Annotated in this window: 14 protein-coding genes; 10 read left to right on the forward strand and 4 right to left on the reverse strand. The window is 56.6% G+C overall.

Translation table 11 applies throughout. The features are described 5' to 3' along the window. Nucleotides 1-17: 17 nt before the first annotated feature. Nucleotides 18-1,277 carry a putative DNA modification/repair radical SAM protein gene (locus tag DRW39_RS04420; protein WP_116105747.1) on the reverse strand — a complete coding sequence of 420 codons (1,260 nt, stop codon included), beginning with the start codon at nucleotides 1,275-1,277 and terminating at the stop codon, nucleotides 18-20. 513 nt (nucleotides 1,278-1,790) lie between these two features. After that, the gene (locus DRW39_RS04425) at nucleotides 1,791-2,606 is read right to left on the reverse strand and encodes an SUMF1/EgtB/PvdO family nonheme iron enzyme (RefSeq protein WP_116105748.1); all 816 of its coding nucleotides are present in this window, start codon (nucleotides 2,604-2,606) and stop codon (nucleotides 1,791-1,793) included. A gap of 41 nt (nucleotides 2,607-2,647) precedes the next feature. Here DRW39_RS04425 and DRW39_RS04430 point away from each other — a divergent pair, with 41 nt between their 5' ends. The 6 genes from DRW39_RS04430 to DRW39_RS04455 all read left to right on the forward strand — a co-directional run bounded on the left by DRW39_RS04430 (nucleotide 2,648) and on the right by DRW39_RS04455 (nucleotide 10,751). Then, entirely contained in the window at nucleotides 2,648-3,631 is a 984-nt protein-coding gene (locus DRW39_RS04430; protein WP_116105749.1) for an agmatine deiminase family protein, read from the forward strand. Between the two features lie 10 nt (nucleotides 3,632-3,641). After that, nucleotides 3,642-4,637, forward strand: a complete 996-nt coding sequence (locus tag DRW39_RS04435) for a N(4)-(beta-N-acetylglucosaminyl)-L-asparaginase (protein ID WP_116105750.1) — start codon at nucleotides 3,642-3,644, stop codon at nucleotides 4,635-4,637. Next, nucleotides 4,630-5,400: a copper homeostasis protein CutC gene (locus tag DRW39_RS04440; protein ID WP_116105751.1), complete on the forward strand. Its 771-nt coding sequence runs from the start codon at nucleotides 4,630-4,632 to the stop codon at nucleotides 5,398-5,400. Before DRW39_RS04435 ends, DRW39_RS04440 begins: the two co-directional genes overlap by 8 nt. Nucleotides 5,401-5,560: 160 nt before the next feature. Next, a complete protein-coding gene (locus DRW39_RS04445; protein WP_116105752.1) occupies nucleotides 5,561-7,306 on the forward strand; it encodes a DUF4331 domain-containing protein in 1,746 nt (581 codons plus the stop codon). Nucleotides 7,307-7,368: 62 nt separating this feature from the next. Further along, the gene (locus DRW39_RS04450) at nucleotides 7,369-9,429 is read left to right on the forward strand and encodes a DUF4331 family protein (protein WP_116105753.1); all 2,061 of its coding nucleotides are present in this window, start codon (nucleotides 7,369-7,371) and stop codon (nucleotides 9,427-9,429) included. An 80-nt stretch (nucleotides 9,430-9,509) separates the two neighbouring features. Further along, complete coding sequence (locus DRW39_RS04455) at nucleotides 9,510-10,751, forward strand: tetratricopeptide repeat protein (protein WP_157975926.1); 1,242 nt, start codon at nucleotides 9,510-9,512, stop codon at nucleotides 10,749-10,751. On the opposite strand, the gene DRW39_RS04460 is transcribed toward DRW39_RS04455, so the two are convergent. Then, entirely contained in the window at nucleotides 10,728-11,540 is an 813-nt protein-coding gene (locus DRW39_RS04460; RefSeq protein ID WP_116105755.1) for an MOSC domain-containing protein, read from the reverse strand. The genes DRW39_RS04455 and DRW39_RS04460 overlap by 24 nt on opposite strands. Further along, nucleotides 11,530-12,792, reverse strand: coding sequence for a diaminopimelate decarboxylase (gene lysA, locus DRW39_RS04465; protein ID WP_116105756.1), 1,263 nt, complete (start codon nucleotides 12,790-12,792; stop codon nucleotides 11,530-11,532). The genes DRW39_RS04460 and lysA overlap by 11 nt, the downstream gene beginning before the upstream one ends. A gap of 88 nt (nucleotides 12,793-12,880) precedes the next feature. On the opposite strand from lysA, the gene DRW39_RS04470 reads away from it, so the two are divergent. The 4 genes from DRW39_RS04470 to DRW39_RS04485 are packed head-to-tail and all read left to right on the forward strand — an operon-like array spanning nucleotide 12,881 to nucleotide 16,905. After that, the gene (locus DRW39_RS04470) at nucleotides 12,881-13,204 is read left to right on the forward strand and encodes a hypothetical protein (protein WP_157975927.1); all 324 of its coding nucleotides are present in this window, start codon (nucleotides 12,881-12,883) and stop codon (nucleotides 13,202-13,204) included. A gap of 37 nt (nucleotides 13,205-13,241) precedes the next feature. Continuing rightward, entirely contained in the window at nucleotides 13,242-14,909 is a 1,668-nt protein-coding gene (locus DRW39_RS04475) for an LptF/LptG family permease (RefSeq protein ID WP_116105758.1), read from the forward strand. A 17-nt stretch (nucleotides 14,910-14,926) separates the two neighbouring features. Continuing rightward, nucleotides 14,927-15,679: a phosphatase PAP2 family protein gene (locus DRW39_RS04480; protein WP_116105759.1), complete on the forward strand. Its 753-nt coding sequence runs from the start codon at nucleotides 14,927-14,929 to the stop codon at nucleotides 15,677-15,679. Between the two features lie 2 nt (nucleotides 15,680-15,681). Then, a complete protein-coding gene (locus tag DRW39_RS04485) occupies nucleotides 15,682-16,905 on the forward strand; it encodes an NAD(P)-dependent oxidoreductase (protein WP_232830058.1) in 1,224 nt (407 codons plus the stop codon). The last annotated feature ends 6 nt before the right edge of the window (nucleotides 16,906-16,911 follow it).

Raw genomic sequence — 16,911 nt, forward strand, 5'->3', positions numbered from 1 at the left:
ATTCGAGGGATACCTGATCAGCCAAATAGGGCGAGCTGACCTGAATCGACCGCGTGGCGCCCCGATTTCGCGGCACCAAAAATGACCTGTTGGCGAATCGTTTGGGGATCGAAATTAAGCGTGCGGAAATCCTTATCCGCGCAGAGAACAAAGTATTGCGCTCGCTTCCAGACGACGCCGATCTTTTGCAGGTGCTCCCGGCGCAGCGGACGGAAGCGGCGCGAGGCTACGATTTTGCGAGCCGACTTGACACCCACCCCGGGAATGCGTAGAATCATCTCGTACGGAGCTTTATTTACGTCCACCGGAAACATAGCCGGGTTCCGCAGCGCGTAGGCAAGCTTTGGATCAAGATCAGGATCGAGATTGGGTTGCTGATCGTCAACAATCTCATCCGCCCGAAAGCCGTAGAAGCGCATCAGCCAATCGGCCTGATAGAGTCGATTTTCCCGCCTCAGCGGCGGAGCGGCCAGCGTGGGGAGGCGGGCATCGTTACTGATGGGTACGTAACCGCTATAGTATACACGTTTGAGTTCCTGATCGCGATAAAGCGTAGCGGCCAGGGTAAGGATATCCTTATCCGACTCCGGGCTGGCACCAATCACCATTTGCGTGGATTGACCGGCCGGGGCGAAGTTCGGCGTCTTCATCAACGAGCGCTTTTCTTCCCGGTATCCGGTGATCGACTCTTTCAGGTGATTCATCGGTTGGTACACCTCGGCATAATTCTTCTCCGGCGCAACTTTCTTAAGGCTTACCTCACTTGGCATTTCCAGATTGACGCTTAGCCGATCCGCGTACAGTCCCGCCTCGTGAATGAGTTCATCACTGGCTCCAGGAATAGCCTTTAGATGGATGTAGCCATTGAATTTGTGCTCGGTTCGCAACGTCTTGGCGATGCGAACGAGTCGCTCCATCGTGTAGTCGGCACTTTTGAAGATGCCCGACGATAGGAAAAGACCTTCGATGTAGTTGCGGCGATAAAAATTCAGGGTCAGGTCAACGACCTCCTCCACGGTGAAAGCGGCCCGCTTGACGTCGTTGCTCCGCCGACTGACACAGTAGGCGCAGTCAAATATGCAGTGATTGGTCAGCAGGATTTTAAGCAGGGAAACACAGCGACCGTCCTGGGTATAGGTATGACAGATCCCCATGCCCGTCGCATTACCGAGGCCGTCCACGGTGTTTTTGCGTTTGCTTCCACTGCTACTGCAGGATACATCATACTTCGCGGCATCGGCGAGTATGGACAGCTTTTCGGCGGTGCGCTCATTCATAGGGCAGGAGTGAATACACAAAATACAACTTTGTGCATCATTAAAATGCCATCCAACAACAATTGTTGTTATTTCTCCATCTTTTGGGCTTCCCAGTTGAAAACCTTGACGGATTGGGCTATTTCTTGTAGAGACAATTGATTTGAGAAGGCGGTGAAAGTGACATTTTCGGCCACTACGGTTCAATGACTTACAGAACAATAAACCATATTATTTAATACAATCGGTTTAAATATTGATTTGGGTCCTTAAACTGAATTTTATTCTGACCACCCCCACACCCCCCTGGGACTAAGTGTCAAAGTGACAATAACATAGCCACGATAAGTCGACTGGTCTGGCATAGGGTGCCCGCCCTATAATTGTACTGTCAACCGGAAATAGGGTGTACACGGAACGATTCGGTAACCAAGTGACCATCGTTCTTACCCCGGCCTCCGGTTCTCTAATGTGGCATGATCGACTTTAAGCTTTATATGAAGCGGTTCTCCGAATAGGGAACCGCTTCTTTTTTTAGCTGGCCACGCACCGAAAGCCTAAATGATTTAGCCCACTGTCGGGGGCGGTAAACTGACGCTGTTGCAGATTGAAGCCCGTGCAGTAACTGGTACTGCACAGAAAAGATCCGCCTTTTATAATTTGTTCATTCGTCGATGGGCGCACCGATACTGTCCATTCCCATACATTCCCGCTGATGTCGTACAGTTGGTTGGCCGTCGGGGGATAGCTCTTCACCGGGGCGACTCCCGCAAAACCGTCCAAAACTTCATTTTTGAACGGGAAAGGCCCCTGCCACCAATTGCCGAGATACTCCCCGTCGGGAATAATTTCGCCACCCCAGGGATATTCCCGTTGTGGATCTCCCTGGCCGGCGGCGTACATCCATTCCGCTTCCGTGGGCAAACGTTTTCCCGCCCAATTAGCGTACGCCTCGGCATCGCGCAGGCTTACCTGGGTAACGGGCTCCTCGGGTGAAGCCTCAATTCCTTCCGGTCCTTGCGGGTATTGCCAGTTGGCTCCATTGACGGGTATCCAGTCTAATTGGGTCATAGAAAAAACCCCCGACCAGCCAAAGCTGTCGGCTTCCGTTTGGTAGCCGGTAGCCTCGATAAATTCCCTGAATTGTGCGGTGGTCACCTCGGTCTGGTCCATCCAGTAGCCGCCTTGCGGATGATTAATCCACACCATACCTGCCCGTGGTGCGGTAGGCTGATTGGATATGGCCGCAACGGGCTCGGAGCCGGCCGCCCTGGACTCGCTCGTGTCGTCACCGCAGTGCAGTAAAAGAAGACCAACGAGCGCCAGTAAAGGAATTTTAAGGATCGACATGTTCAGAATAAGCGATATTCGCCGCTAAAGTTATAAGACGTATGATAAGGTTACCCGCGGAATGGGAAAACCAGCAGGCCGTTCTATTTTCATTCCCCCGGCGGGACGGGGACTGGGGAACTGTACTGAACGCCGCATCAGAAGCCATGATGGGGGCCGCCCGGCAGGTATCCCAAGTGTGTCCGGTGATTATGGTGGTCGGTGACCGCGATCACTACCAACACTACGCGGGCGATTTCGCGGGCCAGGTATTATATGAACCGACCGATGACAGCTGGATCCGGGATTCCGGCCCCATAACCGTGATGACGCCTACCCCTACCCTGCTGGACTTCACCTTCAATGGATGGGGTGGGAAATTCTCAGCCGAACAAGATGATCAACTTCCAGCCGCAATTCACCGCGCCCTGTACCCGGAAGCCGACTACGCCAAGGAAGACATCGTATTAGAAGGCGGCGCCATTGAAACGGACGGTCGCGGAACTTTTCTAACCACCAGCCGCTGTCTGCTGTCCGAAGGGCGAAACGACTTTCAAACCAAGGAGGAGGCCGAGAATATCTTGCGAGAAAAGTTGGGAGCGACCCGAATCATCTGGCTCGATCACGGTGAGCTTATCGGCGACGATACCGATGCCCACATCGATACGGTGGCCCGGTTCCTGGATGAGCAGACCATAGCCTACGTGGGCCCTCCGGCTCCGGATGATCCACACTACGCTGATTTTGTCGCTATGCGGGAAGAACTACAAACTCGTGCTACGGGCTATAACCTGGTCGAACTTCCTTGGGCAACCGCCGTAACCTCTGAAGTTGACGGTCATCGACTGCCTGTATCGTACGCCAATTTTCTCATTAGTAACGGCTCGCTCTTTCTTCCCGTATACGGGACAGATAGTGACGAGCTTGCCCTACGCTTACTCACTCAGGAGACCGATTACCGGGTTGTAGCGGTGCAGTCGCGTCCGTTCGTGGAACAACACGGGGCGCTACACTGTCTCACTATGCAGATACCCGCCTGGTCATAACCCATCCCCTATGAATCATCCGAGAGGTACCCGAAGACGTTTTCTCCAGCAGGTCCCCCTGTTGGCGGCCACTCCCCTACTCAATGCTAAGCTGGACTCCACGGCCATCCCCGCCGCCAGGTCGGGAGGACCGGTCGTCATTTCCACCTGGCGTCACGGACTATCCGCAAACGAGGAAGCCTGGAAAGTTCTCGCCGACGGCGGAAACGCCCTGGACGCCGCCGAGGCCGGCGTGCGTATCACGGAGAGTGACCCCGAGGTGCGGACCGTCGGACTGGGAGGATTTCCCGACCGGGATGGCATCGTGACGCTCGATGCGGCCATCATGGACGGTAGTGGCGACTGTGGCAGCGTAGCCGCCCTGGAAGATATCATGCATCCCATTTCAGTCGCCCGCCGCGTCATGACGGAAACGCCGCACGTCATGTTAGTCGGCGCCGGGGCACGGCAGTTTGCTGTAGCGCAGGGTTTTGCTCCCACCGAACTCCTCACGGAAGCCAGCCGGCGCGATTATGAAAAGTGGCTGGAAGAGGATGGCTCCTACCGCCCCCCTATCAATGTAGAGAACCACGACACCATCGGATTACTTACGCTGGATAAGGATGGCAATATCGCCGCGGCCTGCACTACGAGTGGGGCGGCTTATAAATACCACGGTCGCGTGGGGGATTCGCCCATTATCGGGGCCGGACTCTACGCTGACAACGAGGTTGGAGCGGCCACCGCAACGGGTTGGGGAGAAGCGGTCATTCGTGCCTGTGGCAGCTTCCTGGTCGTAGAATTGATGCGGCAGGGGCATGACCCGACGGAGGCGTGCAAACTTGCGGTCGAGCGGGTCATCGCCAAAAATCCCGATTGGAAAGACATTCAGGTCGGGTTTATCGCGCTACACAAAGACGGGCGCACCGGTGGATACTGCATTCACCCGGATTTTGATTATGCCGTTTATGACGGGGAGGGCAACCGGATGGTGCTTCCCGACAGCAAAGTGCCTCGGAATGAATAGACCCCTCTTTGAAGTTTGCCTGGAAGGAGTTGACGATGTAGAAGCAGCCTTAAAGGGCGGCGCCGATCGCGTCGAGCTCTGCGCCGCCCTGTACCAAGGCGGCCTCACACCGAGTTACGGCACCATTGCCGCCACGGCCAGGCTTGCCATCGATGCCATGGTCATGATCCGGCCCCGGAGTGGGGATTTTCATTATTCTGACTGTGAGTTAGCCGTTATGGAAACGGATATTCAGGCGTGCCGCGAGCTGGGCGTCCACGGAGTCGTCATTGGCGTCCTCGATCGCAACGGGGAGCTTCCCGAGGAAAAACTTAAGGGACTGATTAAAGCAGCAGGCGAGCTCGAAGTCACCTTTCACCGCGCCTTTGACGTGTGCCGCGATCCAATACGGACGATGCACCGGCTCGCTGATTTGGGTGTGTCCCGAATCCTGACCTCCGGACAAGAAGCTACCGTGCCCCAGGGGATCAACCTGATCACCGAGCTTATCGCACAGGCACCGTCGGGAATGACGATTATGCCTGGTTGCGGCATCACCCCCGACAACCTGGTAGAGGTGATCCGCAAAACCGGGGCCACCGAATTTCACGCAACCGCCTTCGAACGCGTTGAAAGCCCGATGGAGTACCGGAACGAGCGCGTCTATATGGGCGTACCCGGTTTGCCCGAATACGAGCGGGACCGAACCAGCGTCTCACTGGTCAAGCAATTTATGGCATTGGCCCACCGCGTACCCGATCAATCGAGCATCAGTAGGGCTTAGTTATAAATTGTAGGGTACGGTCTCTCTTTAATGGGGTATCATTTGGCTTATCCGGCTGTCTATCAAATAAATTACCGGATCAGCAATCCAGAACGGTTCAGTACTGCGTAGCTGTGAACATAGTTCACTCTTCAGTTACCCACAAACGCAATACTGGCTCATGCTACAACTTTTACTTAGAGGCTTGGGGACGATCGTCCTTTTACTGGCCTGCCTGCCGCCCCTGGCGGCCTCCTCCCACCGGGAAGCTCCCCTGATCGCGGACGATCCGCTCGCCGATAATACGGACGTTTACGCCTTCGTAAGCCCCGATGACCCATCAACGGTGACCGTTATCGCCAATTACATCCCGATGCAGCTTCCGCAGGGAGGACCTAACTACTACACCTTTGGGGAAGACATCCGCTACGAGATTCACATCGACAACGATGCCGCGGTACCGGGAGACGAGATCACCTACCGTTTCACCTTCGACCGGATGAACGAGGATCCGACTACCTTCTTCAATATTCGCTTAGGCGCGGAAAACATCAAAGCTACCTATACCCTCGAACGGAGTATGGACGGTGGTATGAACTTCGACACCATTCTCCGCAATGGAATCTGTCCGGCCTACAATATCGGGCCACGCTCCATTTCGAGTGTAGTTGGCCTGGACAGCACCTACCTGGAGGTATGGGAAAACGCCATTGCCCAGACTTCCACGGGTGAGACAGCATTTGCCGGTCCGGCAGACGATCCTTTCTTCGTCGATCTCGGTGGCATCTTCGACCTTGGAGACAGCCCACGCCAAGGCGAGGATATGCAGAGCCGCGACGGTCTGGCCCAGTTCAACGTACACACGCTGGCCCTGAAGATTCCGGTCAACACGCTGAAGAAGTCCGGCGCGGCTTCCGCTCCGAGCACCATTCTCGATCCTGATTACGTCATCGGCGTTTGGGCCTCGGCCAGCCGCCCGGCCATGCGTACGCTGGTTGCTGGAGACACGATCGTGGATAGCGGTGACTACGTCCAGGTTAGCCGTCTGGGTATGCCGCTAACCAACGAAGCGGTCATTCCCATTGGCATGAAGGACTATTGGAATGCCACCACGCCCTACATGGAACTTGCCGATACGGTTCTGGATAAGTACTTCTTCAACCCCGAGCTGGCATTGTATATGGATACGGCCAACTTCGCCTCCGCCGTTCCGGCCTTCGCCCCGCTGCGGATCCAGGAAAACAGCCTGGGTGCCTACGACTTTACCAACGGAGCCGACGGACTATTCGGACTTAAAGGAAACGAGGCGCTTGACGGTACGGCGCTGGCCGAAAATCAGTTCGGCGCACTGCTGCTGCCCGGAGCCGGCATGCCGCGCTCGGTCGACCTGTGGCCGATCTTTCACACCGGCGTACCCAATCTGGCCCCCTACCAGCTTGCCACCGGCAAAGGGGGTAATCCTTTAGCCACGGGTAAGCCCTTCATCAATAACTTCCTGCCGAACGGTGGTGATATGCTGCGCCTGAATATGGCCGTGCCCCCGACGCCCCGAAACAGTGAGAGCTTCAGCTCGCTGGGTCTTGTCCAGGCAGCCGTCCTGGGCCTTACCGACCCGGCTTTCGCCGGCAATGCTGATCTGGAATTTATTCCTAACATGGATGGCTTCCCCAACGGGCGCCGACTAGAAGACGATGTTACCCGCATTGAATTGCAGGCCGTATCCGGTGTCGTCCTGGCCGCCATCGGGCTGTGGTACGACGATTACGATCCCGCCATGGACGACAGTCCGGTCACGGACGGCTTGCTAAGCGTACTCGGTTACACCACCGAGGTCGAGGCAAACGATGTCCCCTTCCGTGACGCTTTCCCCTACGTAGCCATGCCCTGGCGCGGTACGGAGGTCAACCACACCAACTTCACCGAGTAGTCTCGGCCGGTATCCATTAAAAACCGCCGTGGCCCGCCGGTCATGGCTCATCATACATATTCATGAATTCATTTCGCCCCCTATACGGCGCCCTGTTACTGCTTGCCCTGGCGGTAAGCGGCTCCGTACTCGCTTCCAGTCACCGGGAAGCGCCCTTAATCGCTGACGATCCCCTTGCCGACAACGTAGATGTCTATGCTTTCCGGTCGCCACAGGATTCCAGCCTGATTACGCTGGTTGCCACGTTTATCCCCATGCAGCTTCCTCACGGAGGCCCGAATTACTACCACTTCGGGGAGGATATCCGGTACGAAATTCACGTAGATAATAACAGCCGGACGCCCGGTGACGAGATCACCTACCGCTTTACTTTCACCCGTACGAATCAGGATCCGTCGACCTTCTTCAACGTTCGCCTTGGCAAGGAGAACCTAAAGACGACCTACCGGCTGGAAATGATCGACGGAGAGGGTAACGTAAAGCTCTTCGTAGCCGAAGGAGAAGTACCCGCGCCGAATATCGGTCCCCGTTCGATCACGAGCGCGGTTGGCCTCGGCCAGGATAGCTATCAGGGCTACGCCGACAGCAAGATCAATAGCTACGACAACGATTTCGAGGTTTTTGTCGGGCCAATCGACGATCCCTTCTTCGTGGATCTCGGTGGCATCTTCGACCTGGGTGACGCGCCCCGCCAGGACGGCGACCCGATCGACGGCCTGGCTTGCTTCAACACCAGCGCGATCGTGATGCACGTCCCGATCCGGGATCTGCTCAAGCCCAGCGCGAATGAGATGATGCCGAGCAGCATTCTGGATCCGGACTACATCATCGGTGTCTGGGCCTCGACCTCCCGGCCCAAAATGCGGGTGCTGCAGGATGACGGTAGCCGCCCCGAAATACTCGATGACGACTACGTACAGGTTAGCCGACTAGGCATGCCCCTCACCAACGAGGCGGTCATCCCCGTTGGCATGAAAGACTACTGGAACGCCCTGACGCCGCACGAAGAGATCGCGGACACCATTCTGGATCAGTACTTCTACAATCCGGAACTGGCACTCTACATGGACACTGCCAACTTCGCTGCCGCGGTTCCCGCTTTCGCTCCCCTGCGGATTCAGGAAAAAAGCCTGGGCACGTACGACTTCACGAATGGCGCTGACGGCCTGTACGGCCTGAAAGGGAACGAAGCACTCGACGGTACGGCCCTGGCCGAGAACCAATTCGGTGGCCTGCTGCTGCCCGGCCCGGGTATGCCCCGCTCGGTCGATCTCTGGCCGATCTTTCACACCGGTGTACCTAACCTCCCACCCTATCAGCTGGCTACGGGTAAAGACGGCAACCCCCTCGCCGCCGGCAAACCCTTCATCAACAACTTCCTCCCGAACGGGGGTGACATGCTGCGCCTGAATATGGCCGTACCGGCTACCGATCGGAATAGTGCCGATTTCAGCTCGCTGGGCCTGGTACAGGCTGCCGTACTCGGCCTCACCGATCCACGCTATAACGGTAGCGACACGCTGCAATTCATTCCCAACATGGACGGGTTCCCGAATGGTCGCCGACTAGAAGACGACGTTACCCGTATCGAGCTGCAGGCCGTTTCCGGTGTCGTACTGGCCGCCATTGGTCTATGGTATGACGACTACGACCCCAACAGCGACGAAAGCCCCGTTACGGATGGTCTGACATCGGTACTGGGATACACCACCGGGGTAGAAGCCAACGACGTACCCTTCCGGGATTCCTTCCCCTTCGTCGCCCTGCCCCACAGCGGCGTCAGCGAGTGTAGCGGAATGATCGCCACGACCTCAACCCAGGATCTGTGGAATAACGATGGTCTTGGATTGGAAGCGCCGAACGTGATCGGCAAAAGCTTCCCCAACCCATTCCAAACGAATACAAACCTGATGCTGCGGGTAAGGGAACGGACCGCGGTGAATATCGACCTCTTTGATGTCAACGGACGAAACCTAAGTAACCTGGTTCGTCGTACGTTCGATAGCGGGGACCACCAGATACCGGTTCAGGTAGGTAACCTACCCGAAGGCATCTACTTCGCCGTGATCTCCGGCGGTCGGGGAGAAATCATCCAGACCCTCCGTATGGTCAAAACGAATTGACCCCGGTAAACCCCAGTTTGTCGCCGCGGTATCCGGTTCCGGCCGGGTACCGCGGATTTTTCAGTCATCAGCACACTACTATGTCCATTAATTATACCCCCTTACTTTTTCTAGCCCTGGCCCTGCTCTGCGCGTGTGGCGAGAGTACGAACAACGATAAGGCCTCCGCACTCAATATTCCCGAATTGTTACCGCGTCCCAAAGCACTGCAGTCAGCGGCGGAGTGGGAAAACACCCAGAACGGCTATAGCAAGATGGCAGCCGAGCTCCGTCTCGAAGATGAGCAGGCCATCGAGCCGAGAATAACCCTCGCCAAGATTTTCGTTAATGAGGCCAGGGTAACCGGAGAGCACGGTCACTACTACCCGGCGGCTCTTGCCATGTTGAACGAGGCCCTGGAACTGAATCACGCCGGGCCACGGAATCCGAACCTTGAGTTCGATGCCATGGCCACCAAGGCCGGCGTTTTGTTGTCCCAGCACGAATTTGCTGCCGCCCTGCGTACCGCGAAGGAAGCTGCCGCGATCAACCCCTACATTGCGCAGGTTTATGGTGCTATCGTCGATGCCAACGTAGAACTCGGCAACTATGCGGAAGCCATCGCCGCCGCCGACAAAATGAATGAGATTCGTCCCGACCTCCGGTCGTATAGCCGGGTTTCCTACCTGCGCGAAATCCATGGCGACACCGAGGGCGCGATCGAGGCGATGGAGCGGGCCGTGCGAGCCGGGGCACCGGGATACGAGTCCACGGCCTGGGCCCAGCTTACCCTGGCCGGTCTATACGAGCGGTACGGGACAACGGAACAGGCCTTCGAAACCTACGACCGAATCCTGAAGGAACGGCCCAACTACCCCTTTGCCATTGCCGCCAAGGCTAAACTGGCAATGGATGCAGGCGACCTGGAACGCGCGGAGCAATTACTTGATGAGGCTACCTCCATCATCCCTGAAGTAGGCTACTATATCCAATTAGCCGACCTGTACAAACTGCAGGGCCGCAATGAGGAAATGAAGGCCACGGAAAGGGAGATTATGGCTATGCTACAGGACGACGTCGATAGCGGCCACCGCATGGATATGGAATACGCCGCCCTTTACCTGGACCATTTTGAAGATCCTAGCGAAGCCCTTCGCTACATGGAATCGGAGTACGCCGCCCGCCCGGCCAACATTGACGTGAACCGCATGCTGGCGAATATCTACCTCGACATGGGCGATACGGCTAAGGCGCAGGAACACTTCATTAAAGCCACGGCTACCGAAAGCAAGCACCCGGAGGTGTCGGAATTACGCCAATCACTCGGGCTGGCCAGCAAGTAGTACTTCTACCGGGTCATTAACCCGTAAAAAGCCAGGCCCGTCCTCCAGTATGGCATTCATTCCGAAGTAGGTTTTATTTCCCTGCTTCCGGTAGGCAGCCAGGGTACTTAGCACGGTAAGATCCTTACCCCCCTCACCGGGGTTGACGGTAACCATAATGCATCTGGCACAGGGCTTGGGCAATCGAAATCTTAGCTGACCGATACGTATGCGAGACCACCGGTCTTCCGCAAAGGCTTCGGAGGTATCGATCACGATATTCGGGCGAAAGCGCAGCACGTCCACCTCCTGTCCCAGTCGCTCCGATAGGGAACGAAAACTTGCGGTCGTAGTAATGAGGTACGGGTATCCGTCAGCAAAACTGACCTCCTCCCCTGCCGCGTAACGCGGATCGACCGGCCGGCTTACCCGATCGTTCATATAGACGAGCCGTACGTCCGGAATACCAACGAGATCGGACAGGCCGGGAGCAGAAACCAAGCAAGCGGAAAAGGTATCGTCCCAAACCGTTACGGTCACGTCGCCCGCACCGGCGGGTCGGGCATCGGACAAGGTAAGACCGGTGGAAGGGTCATCCGAGTGGTGTATCCGCAGGCCGCGTTCCCCAGCTAATGAGGCCGACAACTTCGTCAGATGGGGATGTTTCCGTTGGCTAATGAATTGGCCGATGGTGTCAACCAACATCCAACGACGATCATCTTTAAACCCGCGCTCCGCCGCCATTATTTCCGTCAGCCGCTCGCCGCCCAGGCTCTTCACCGGGTAGCGATAGAGTGCGCTAACGTGCATCGGCTACGCTTGCCTCCACCAATTGGGGCAGTTCGACCTGCGTGCCCAGAAGGTCCTCCATGGTTTCCCGGCGACGGATCAGATGATGCTCTCCATCGAGAATCATGACCTCCGCCGGACGATAGCGGCTGTTGTAATTCGAAGACATCATGTAGCAGTACGCTCCGGCGTTGGCCATGGCAAGGATGTCGCCTTCCCGAACCTCACTGAGCTGGCGGTTGATGCCGAAGGTGTCCGTCTCGCAGATGTATCCTACGACCGTATAGATCCGGGGCTTTCCTTTCGGATTACTGATGTTGGTGATGTGGTGGTACGCATCGTAGAACATCGGCCGAATGAAGTGATTGAGCCCACTATCCACCCCGGCGAAGACGGTGGCGGGGGTGGTCTTTACGACGTTCGTGCGCACCAGGAAAGTTCCCGCCTCGCTGACGAGGAACTTGCCGGGTTCAAACATCAACTCCAACTCGCGGCCGTAATCCGTGCAGAATTCGTTGAAGCGGGTACTCAGTCGCTGGCCGAGGTCTTCGATGTCCGTAGCAATGCCCCCTTCCTTATAGGGTACTTTGAAACCGGAACCAAAATCAATGTAGTCCAGATCCGGGAAGTCGGTGGCGGCGCGCAAGAGAATCTCTACGCCCTGAAGAAATACCTGGGCGTCCAGAATATCCGAGCCGGTATGCATATGCAGGCCTTCCACCTTAAGATCGAGCGCGTTGACGATTTTGAGCACGTGCGGGACCTGGTGAATCGAGATACCGAATTTGGAGTCGATATGACCGACGCTGATCTTGCTATTTCCGCCCGCCATGATGTGGGGGTTGAGGCGTATACAAACCGGTACGCCCCGGTGCTGGTCGCCGAACTGCTCCAGAATGGAAATATTATCGATGTTCATCCGCACGCCCTTTCCTACGGCTTCGTTGACCTCGTCGAGCCCGACGCAGTTCGGGGTAAAGAGAATGTCGTGTGGATCGAAACCGGCCATCAGCCCCAGATCGACCTCCTGCATGGATACCGTATCGAGGCCACTGCCCCACTGGCGGAAGAGACGCAGGATATTAAGGTTAGTCAAGGCCTTGCAGGCGTAGTTAATACGCAGCCGATTGACACCCGAGAAGGCCCGGTTGATGCGGTCGTACTGCCGTTTCATCCGATCGGCGTCGTATACGTAAACGGGGGCGCCGTATTTTTCCACGAGGGAGAGTACGTCAAGGCCGGCTATGGAGTAGCGTCCGTCGGCAAATTGCATGCGTAAAGTCTTTTGATGGGGTATTGCCCGAAGGTAGAAAAGCTATGAACAATAACCCGTACAAAACAGGTTCAATTGAAAAAGCTAAATGTCTATATTCCTACAAAGTAACGGCTACATGGATGACCTCTGGTGGATCATCGGAGCGCTCATCGTCCTGGTCGTCGTATTTTACATGACCCGGCGCGCGCAATACACCCAGCGGGCCGAGACGGTCAAGAATGCCGACCCCCGGCAAAACGTCGTCAACGACAGCAGTTACAACGATAAGCAGGACGGGATCGACGGTCACCGGTCGGAAGGATTCACCGCGGAACAGGCCGAACGCACGGTGGATGACATGGAAGAAAACGGACACATCCCCAGTGACGAGGAGTTTCACGATCTGCGGGACGACATGAAGAAGGACTAGAAGCAACATTCGGAGGGGGCCGGGCGTCTTTTACCCGATGAAGCAACTGGATAAACTGCTGGCCAAATCCTTCGTCGGGCCGTTCATCGTCACCTTCGCGATCGCGCTGTTCGTGCTGCTGATGCAAATCCTGTGGCTTTACCTGGACGATATCGCCGGCAAGGGCCTTAGTTTTTTCCTGATCATGGAGCTGCTGGCCTATAAGTGCGTAGGCCTGGTTCCGCTCGCGCTGCCCCTCGCCCTCCTGATCTCCTCCGTTATGGTGCTCGGCAACCTGGCGGAGCACTACGAATTATCCAGTTTCAAATCCGCGGGCGTCAGCTTACTCCGGGTCATCCGCATCATGATCATTTTCGGGATGGCCGGCGCCCTGGTTTCCTATTTATGCAGTGATTACGTCATACCGGCCGCCAACCTGCAATTCGGTGCCCGGATGTACGACATCCAGCAGAAGAAGCCGACCCTCAATATGGAACCCGGGGTCTTCAACGAAGATTTTAATCAGTTCACCATCCGGCTTGGGAATCGCGACGATGACGGTCGTGGTATTTCCGACGTATTGATCTACGATCATACCAAGGCCAACGTTGGTGAACTCAGCCAGATCACGGCCACCAACGGCGAGATGTACACGGCTGAAGGGGGATCGGCCTTCGTCATGCAACTCTTCGACGGCCACCAGTACGTGGAACAGCGGCCCGGCGGACGCAACGGCAAGAGCCTGCCCTTCATGCGAACCAGTTTCGATACCTACACCAAGGTATTTGACCTGAGTGAATTTCTGCTGGAGCGACATGCGGCCTCGCTCTTCAGTACCAACCGCAGCATGCTCTCCACCTGGCAGTTACAGGAAGGGGTGGATAGCATCGACATCGATATTGCGGTCAGAAAACAGGGGCTCAGCAATCACCTGATTGCTTACTTGCCCGAACTTAGGCGCGATACCATCAAGTACCGTACGGTTGCTCCCGATCGCCCCATGGAAGGAGTTTACCCTACAGATAGCTTGGAGGCCGAAGTCGAAGACTCCTCTGCCACGGACACGGACATCGACCTTTCCAATCCGCCTCCCTACCAGGCCCGTTCCAAGCGAACGGCCGACGGTACCGTTGTCCGGTCGAAGCAGCAGATGAAGCGCATCCGCAGCGCGGAAGAACACCCGCTGGTGATGGCCGCCTCGCCCTGGAATGGCCTGCAAAGTGCCTTGGACTCCCTTCCCCTGGACGACCGCGGGCGGGTCTACAACCGGGCCCGGTCGAGTATACGCTCGGTAACGGGGCAGGCGCAATCCACGATCCGCCTGCTCCCGGGAATTCAGGAAAGCCGGGTCAAGCATATTTACGACATGCACATGAAGTACAGCATGGCGCTGGTTTGCATCATCTTCGTCTTCATCGGTGCTCCCATGGGCGCGATCGTGCGGAAGGGAGGATTCGGGTATCCCATTCTGGTCAGCATCATTTTCTTCGTCATCTTTATTATTCTGACCATCTTCTGCCGGAAACTGGCGGAGAGTTTTGTAGTTAACGGAGCCTTTGCCGGCTGGCTTCCCTGTATCATCCTGTTTCCGGTGAGTCTGTGGATCACCTTCAGTGCCATGAATGACGCCAAACTGGTGAATACCGATCTGGCCAAGGATGCTTTCCGCCGCGCCCGCGATAGCAAACAGGTCACGGCGATGCGCCGGATGCTGGCCAAGTCCTAAATCTCTACCTTCGCGGTATGCCGTTCATCCGACGTCACTTTACGCCGCCCAGTCTACGCTTCCGCACTTTCCTGCGGGCCAACCGCTTTTTCCTGATCGGCGTGCTGTTGCTGATCCTGTTTAACTTCTACCTGGTACTGACCAACCAGCAGGGTGACGAACTGATTGCCATCAATCAACTGCGCACCGACCGGTTGGACCGGCTCTTCATTGCCGGCACCATGCTGGGTGAGCCGATCGCCTACATCGTGGTCATTATCGGCTTTCTGATGTATCGCATCCGGACGGCCATCTTCGTGGCGCTGACGGGCGCGGCCGTAGGCGTCATTACCGGACTGCTAAAGCTCTATTTCGCCGAAGCGCGCCCGATGCGCTGGTTTTTCGACAACTTCGAGGCCACCTGGCACAATCTGAACCTCTTCGACGAATCGATGCGCAACTGGGGGGACACCAGCTTCCCCAGCGGACACTCGGCCTCGGCCTTCGCCTTATTCAGTTTCGTTTCGCTGAACGTGCGGCGCCCGAAAATCCTGGTCAGTGTGCTGTGTTTTCTACTGGCCACCGAGGTGGCATTCAGCCGGATGTACCTGCTGTATCATTTTTTACGAGACGTGACCGCCGGTGCATTTCTGGGGCTTCTCATTGCGGTGGTCATGTTTTTCCTACAGTGGAAACTAGCCCCCGATAACCGCGTTCTCAACGATGGTATCTGGTGGACGTCCGCACGTACCCTACCCCAATCAAAGAATAGCCCAACCGACCAAGAGTAACCATGCCCGACCGCCTTCGCCAAATTCCCATCGCCGTTATCCGGGAGGATAAACAGCCCCCCGACGCCCGCGTCCCCCTGACCCCTAAACAGGTCGCCGGCCTACGCGCAGAGGGCCTCGACATCGTCGTTCAGCCCTCCACCAACCGCTGCTTTTCCGACGAGGAGTACACCAAACTGGGCATTCCCCTGCAGGAAGACCTCTCCGACCGGCGGCTGCTGCTCGGCATCAAGGAGGTTCCCATCGACCGGTTATTACCCGGAAAGACGTACTGTAATTTCGCGCACGTAGCGAAGTTCCAGCCGTACAACCAGCCCCTGTTACGGGCGCTGCTGGACCGCAATATTACCCACATTGACTACGAGTACCTGACTGATGACCGGGGTCGCCGCCTCATTGCTTTCGGTTACTGGGCCGGAATGGTAGGCGCACACAACGGAGTATGGGCGTACGCTAAACGTAGCGGCAAACTGGAGCTACCCCGGCTCAAGGACGTGTACGACTATGCTGCCGCTAAAAAAGTATATCGCGCCACAAAGCTTCCCGCGATCCGTGTGGTGCTAACGGGTACGGGACGGGTCGGCAGCGGTGCCGCACGTGTCCTCAAGGACATGGGCTTTAAAAAAGTATCGCCCGAGGATTTTCTCGGCGAAACGGAAGGTCCCGTTTTCACTCAGCTAGCGGTAGAAGATTACGCCGCGCACCCCGACGGACGCCCCGTCAAACGCAAGCACTTCTACAAGCACGCGGACGAGTACGTAAGCACCTTCGATCGCTACGCTGCCCGGGCCGATATCTTCATCAACGGCATCTTCTGGGACGGCAAGGCTCCGGCCTTCTTTACACGGGAGGACATGGGGTCTGCCGACTTCCGCATCAACACCATCGCCGATGTGACCTGCGATATCGCCCCGGCGGCCAGCGTCCCTTCCACCCTGCGGGCGAGTACCATCGCCGACCCGGTATTCGGTTACGACCCTGCCAGTGGTGAGGAAACCCCGCCCTACCGCGACGGCGTAGTCGATGTCATGTCCATCGATAACCTGCCCAGTGAACTGCCGCGGGATGCGAGTAAAGCATTCGGTCAAACGCTGATTGAGAAGATCTTGCCGGAGTTCGATAAGCCGGAGAGCGAAATCCTACGGCGGGCAACCATAACCGACGCGGGCGAATTAGGTCCGGACTTTCAGTACCTGACCGAATTCGCCGGACTTTCCCCGTCTTAGTAGCTT

The organism is Lewinella sp. IMCC34191, assembly GCF_003390935.1.
Classification (GTDB): Bacteria; Bacteroidota; Bacteroidia; order Chitinophagales; family Saprospiraceae; genus Neolewinella.

Bases quoted from the DNA above. Each gene is read 5' to 3' on its own strand.
- DRW39_RS04420 (WP_116105747.1), bottom strand. From the start codon at position 1,277: ATGAATGAGCGCACCGCCGAAAAGCTGTCCATACTCGCCGATGCCGCG.
- DRW39_RS04435 (WP_116105750.1), top strand. From the start codon at position 3,642: ATGAATCATCCGAGAGGTACCCGAAGACGTTTTCTCCAGCAGGTCCCC.
- DRW39_RS04425 (WP_116105748.1), bottom strand. From the start codon at position 2,606: ATGTCGATCCTTAAAATTCCTTTACTGGCGCTCGTTGGTCTTCTTTTA.
- DRW39_RS04470 (WP_157975927.1), top strand. From the start codon at position 12,881: ATGTCTATATTCCTACAAAGTAACGGCTACATGGATGACCTCTGGTGG.
- DRW39_RS04445 (WP_116105752.1), top strand. From the start codon at position 5,561: ATGCTACAACTTTTACTTAGAGGCTTGGGGACGATCGTCCTTTTACTG.
- DRW39_RS04455 (WP_157975926.1), top strand. From the start codon at position 9,510: ATGTCCATTAATTATACCCCCTTACTTTTTCTAGCCCTGGCCCTGCTC.
- DRW39_RS04475 (WP_116105758.1), top strand. From the start codon at position 13,242: ATGAAGCAACTGGATAAACTGCTGGCCAAATCCTTCGTCGGGCCGTTC.
- lysA (WP_116105756.1), bottom strand. From the start codon at position 12,792: ATGCAATTTGCCGACGGACGCTACTCCATAGCCGGCCTTGACGTACTC.
- DRW39_RS04450 (WP_116105753.1), top strand. From the start codon at position 7,369: ATGAATTCATTTCGCCCCCTATACGGCGCCCTGTTACTGCTTGCCCTG.
- DRW39_RS04430 (WP_116105749.1), top strand. From the start codon at position 2,648: ATGATAAGGTTACCCGCGGAATGGGAAAACCAGCAGGCCGTTCTATTT.
- DRW39_RS04485 (WP_232830058.1), top strand. From the start codon at position 15,682: ATGCCCGACCGCCTTCGCCAAATTCCCATCGCCGTTATCCGGGAGGAT.
- DRW39_RS04440 (WP_116105751.1), top strand. From the start codon at position 4,630: ATGAATAGACCCCTCTTTGAAGTTTGCCTGGAAGGAGTTGACGATGTA.
- DRW39_RS04480 (WP_116105759.1), top strand. From the start codon at position 14,927: ATGCCGTTCATCCGACGTCACTTTACGCCGCCCAGTCTACGCTTCCGC.
- DRW39_RS04460 (WP_116105755.1), bottom strand. From the start codon at position 11,540: ATGCACGTTAGCGCACTCTATCGCTACCCGGTGAAGAGCCTGGGCGGC.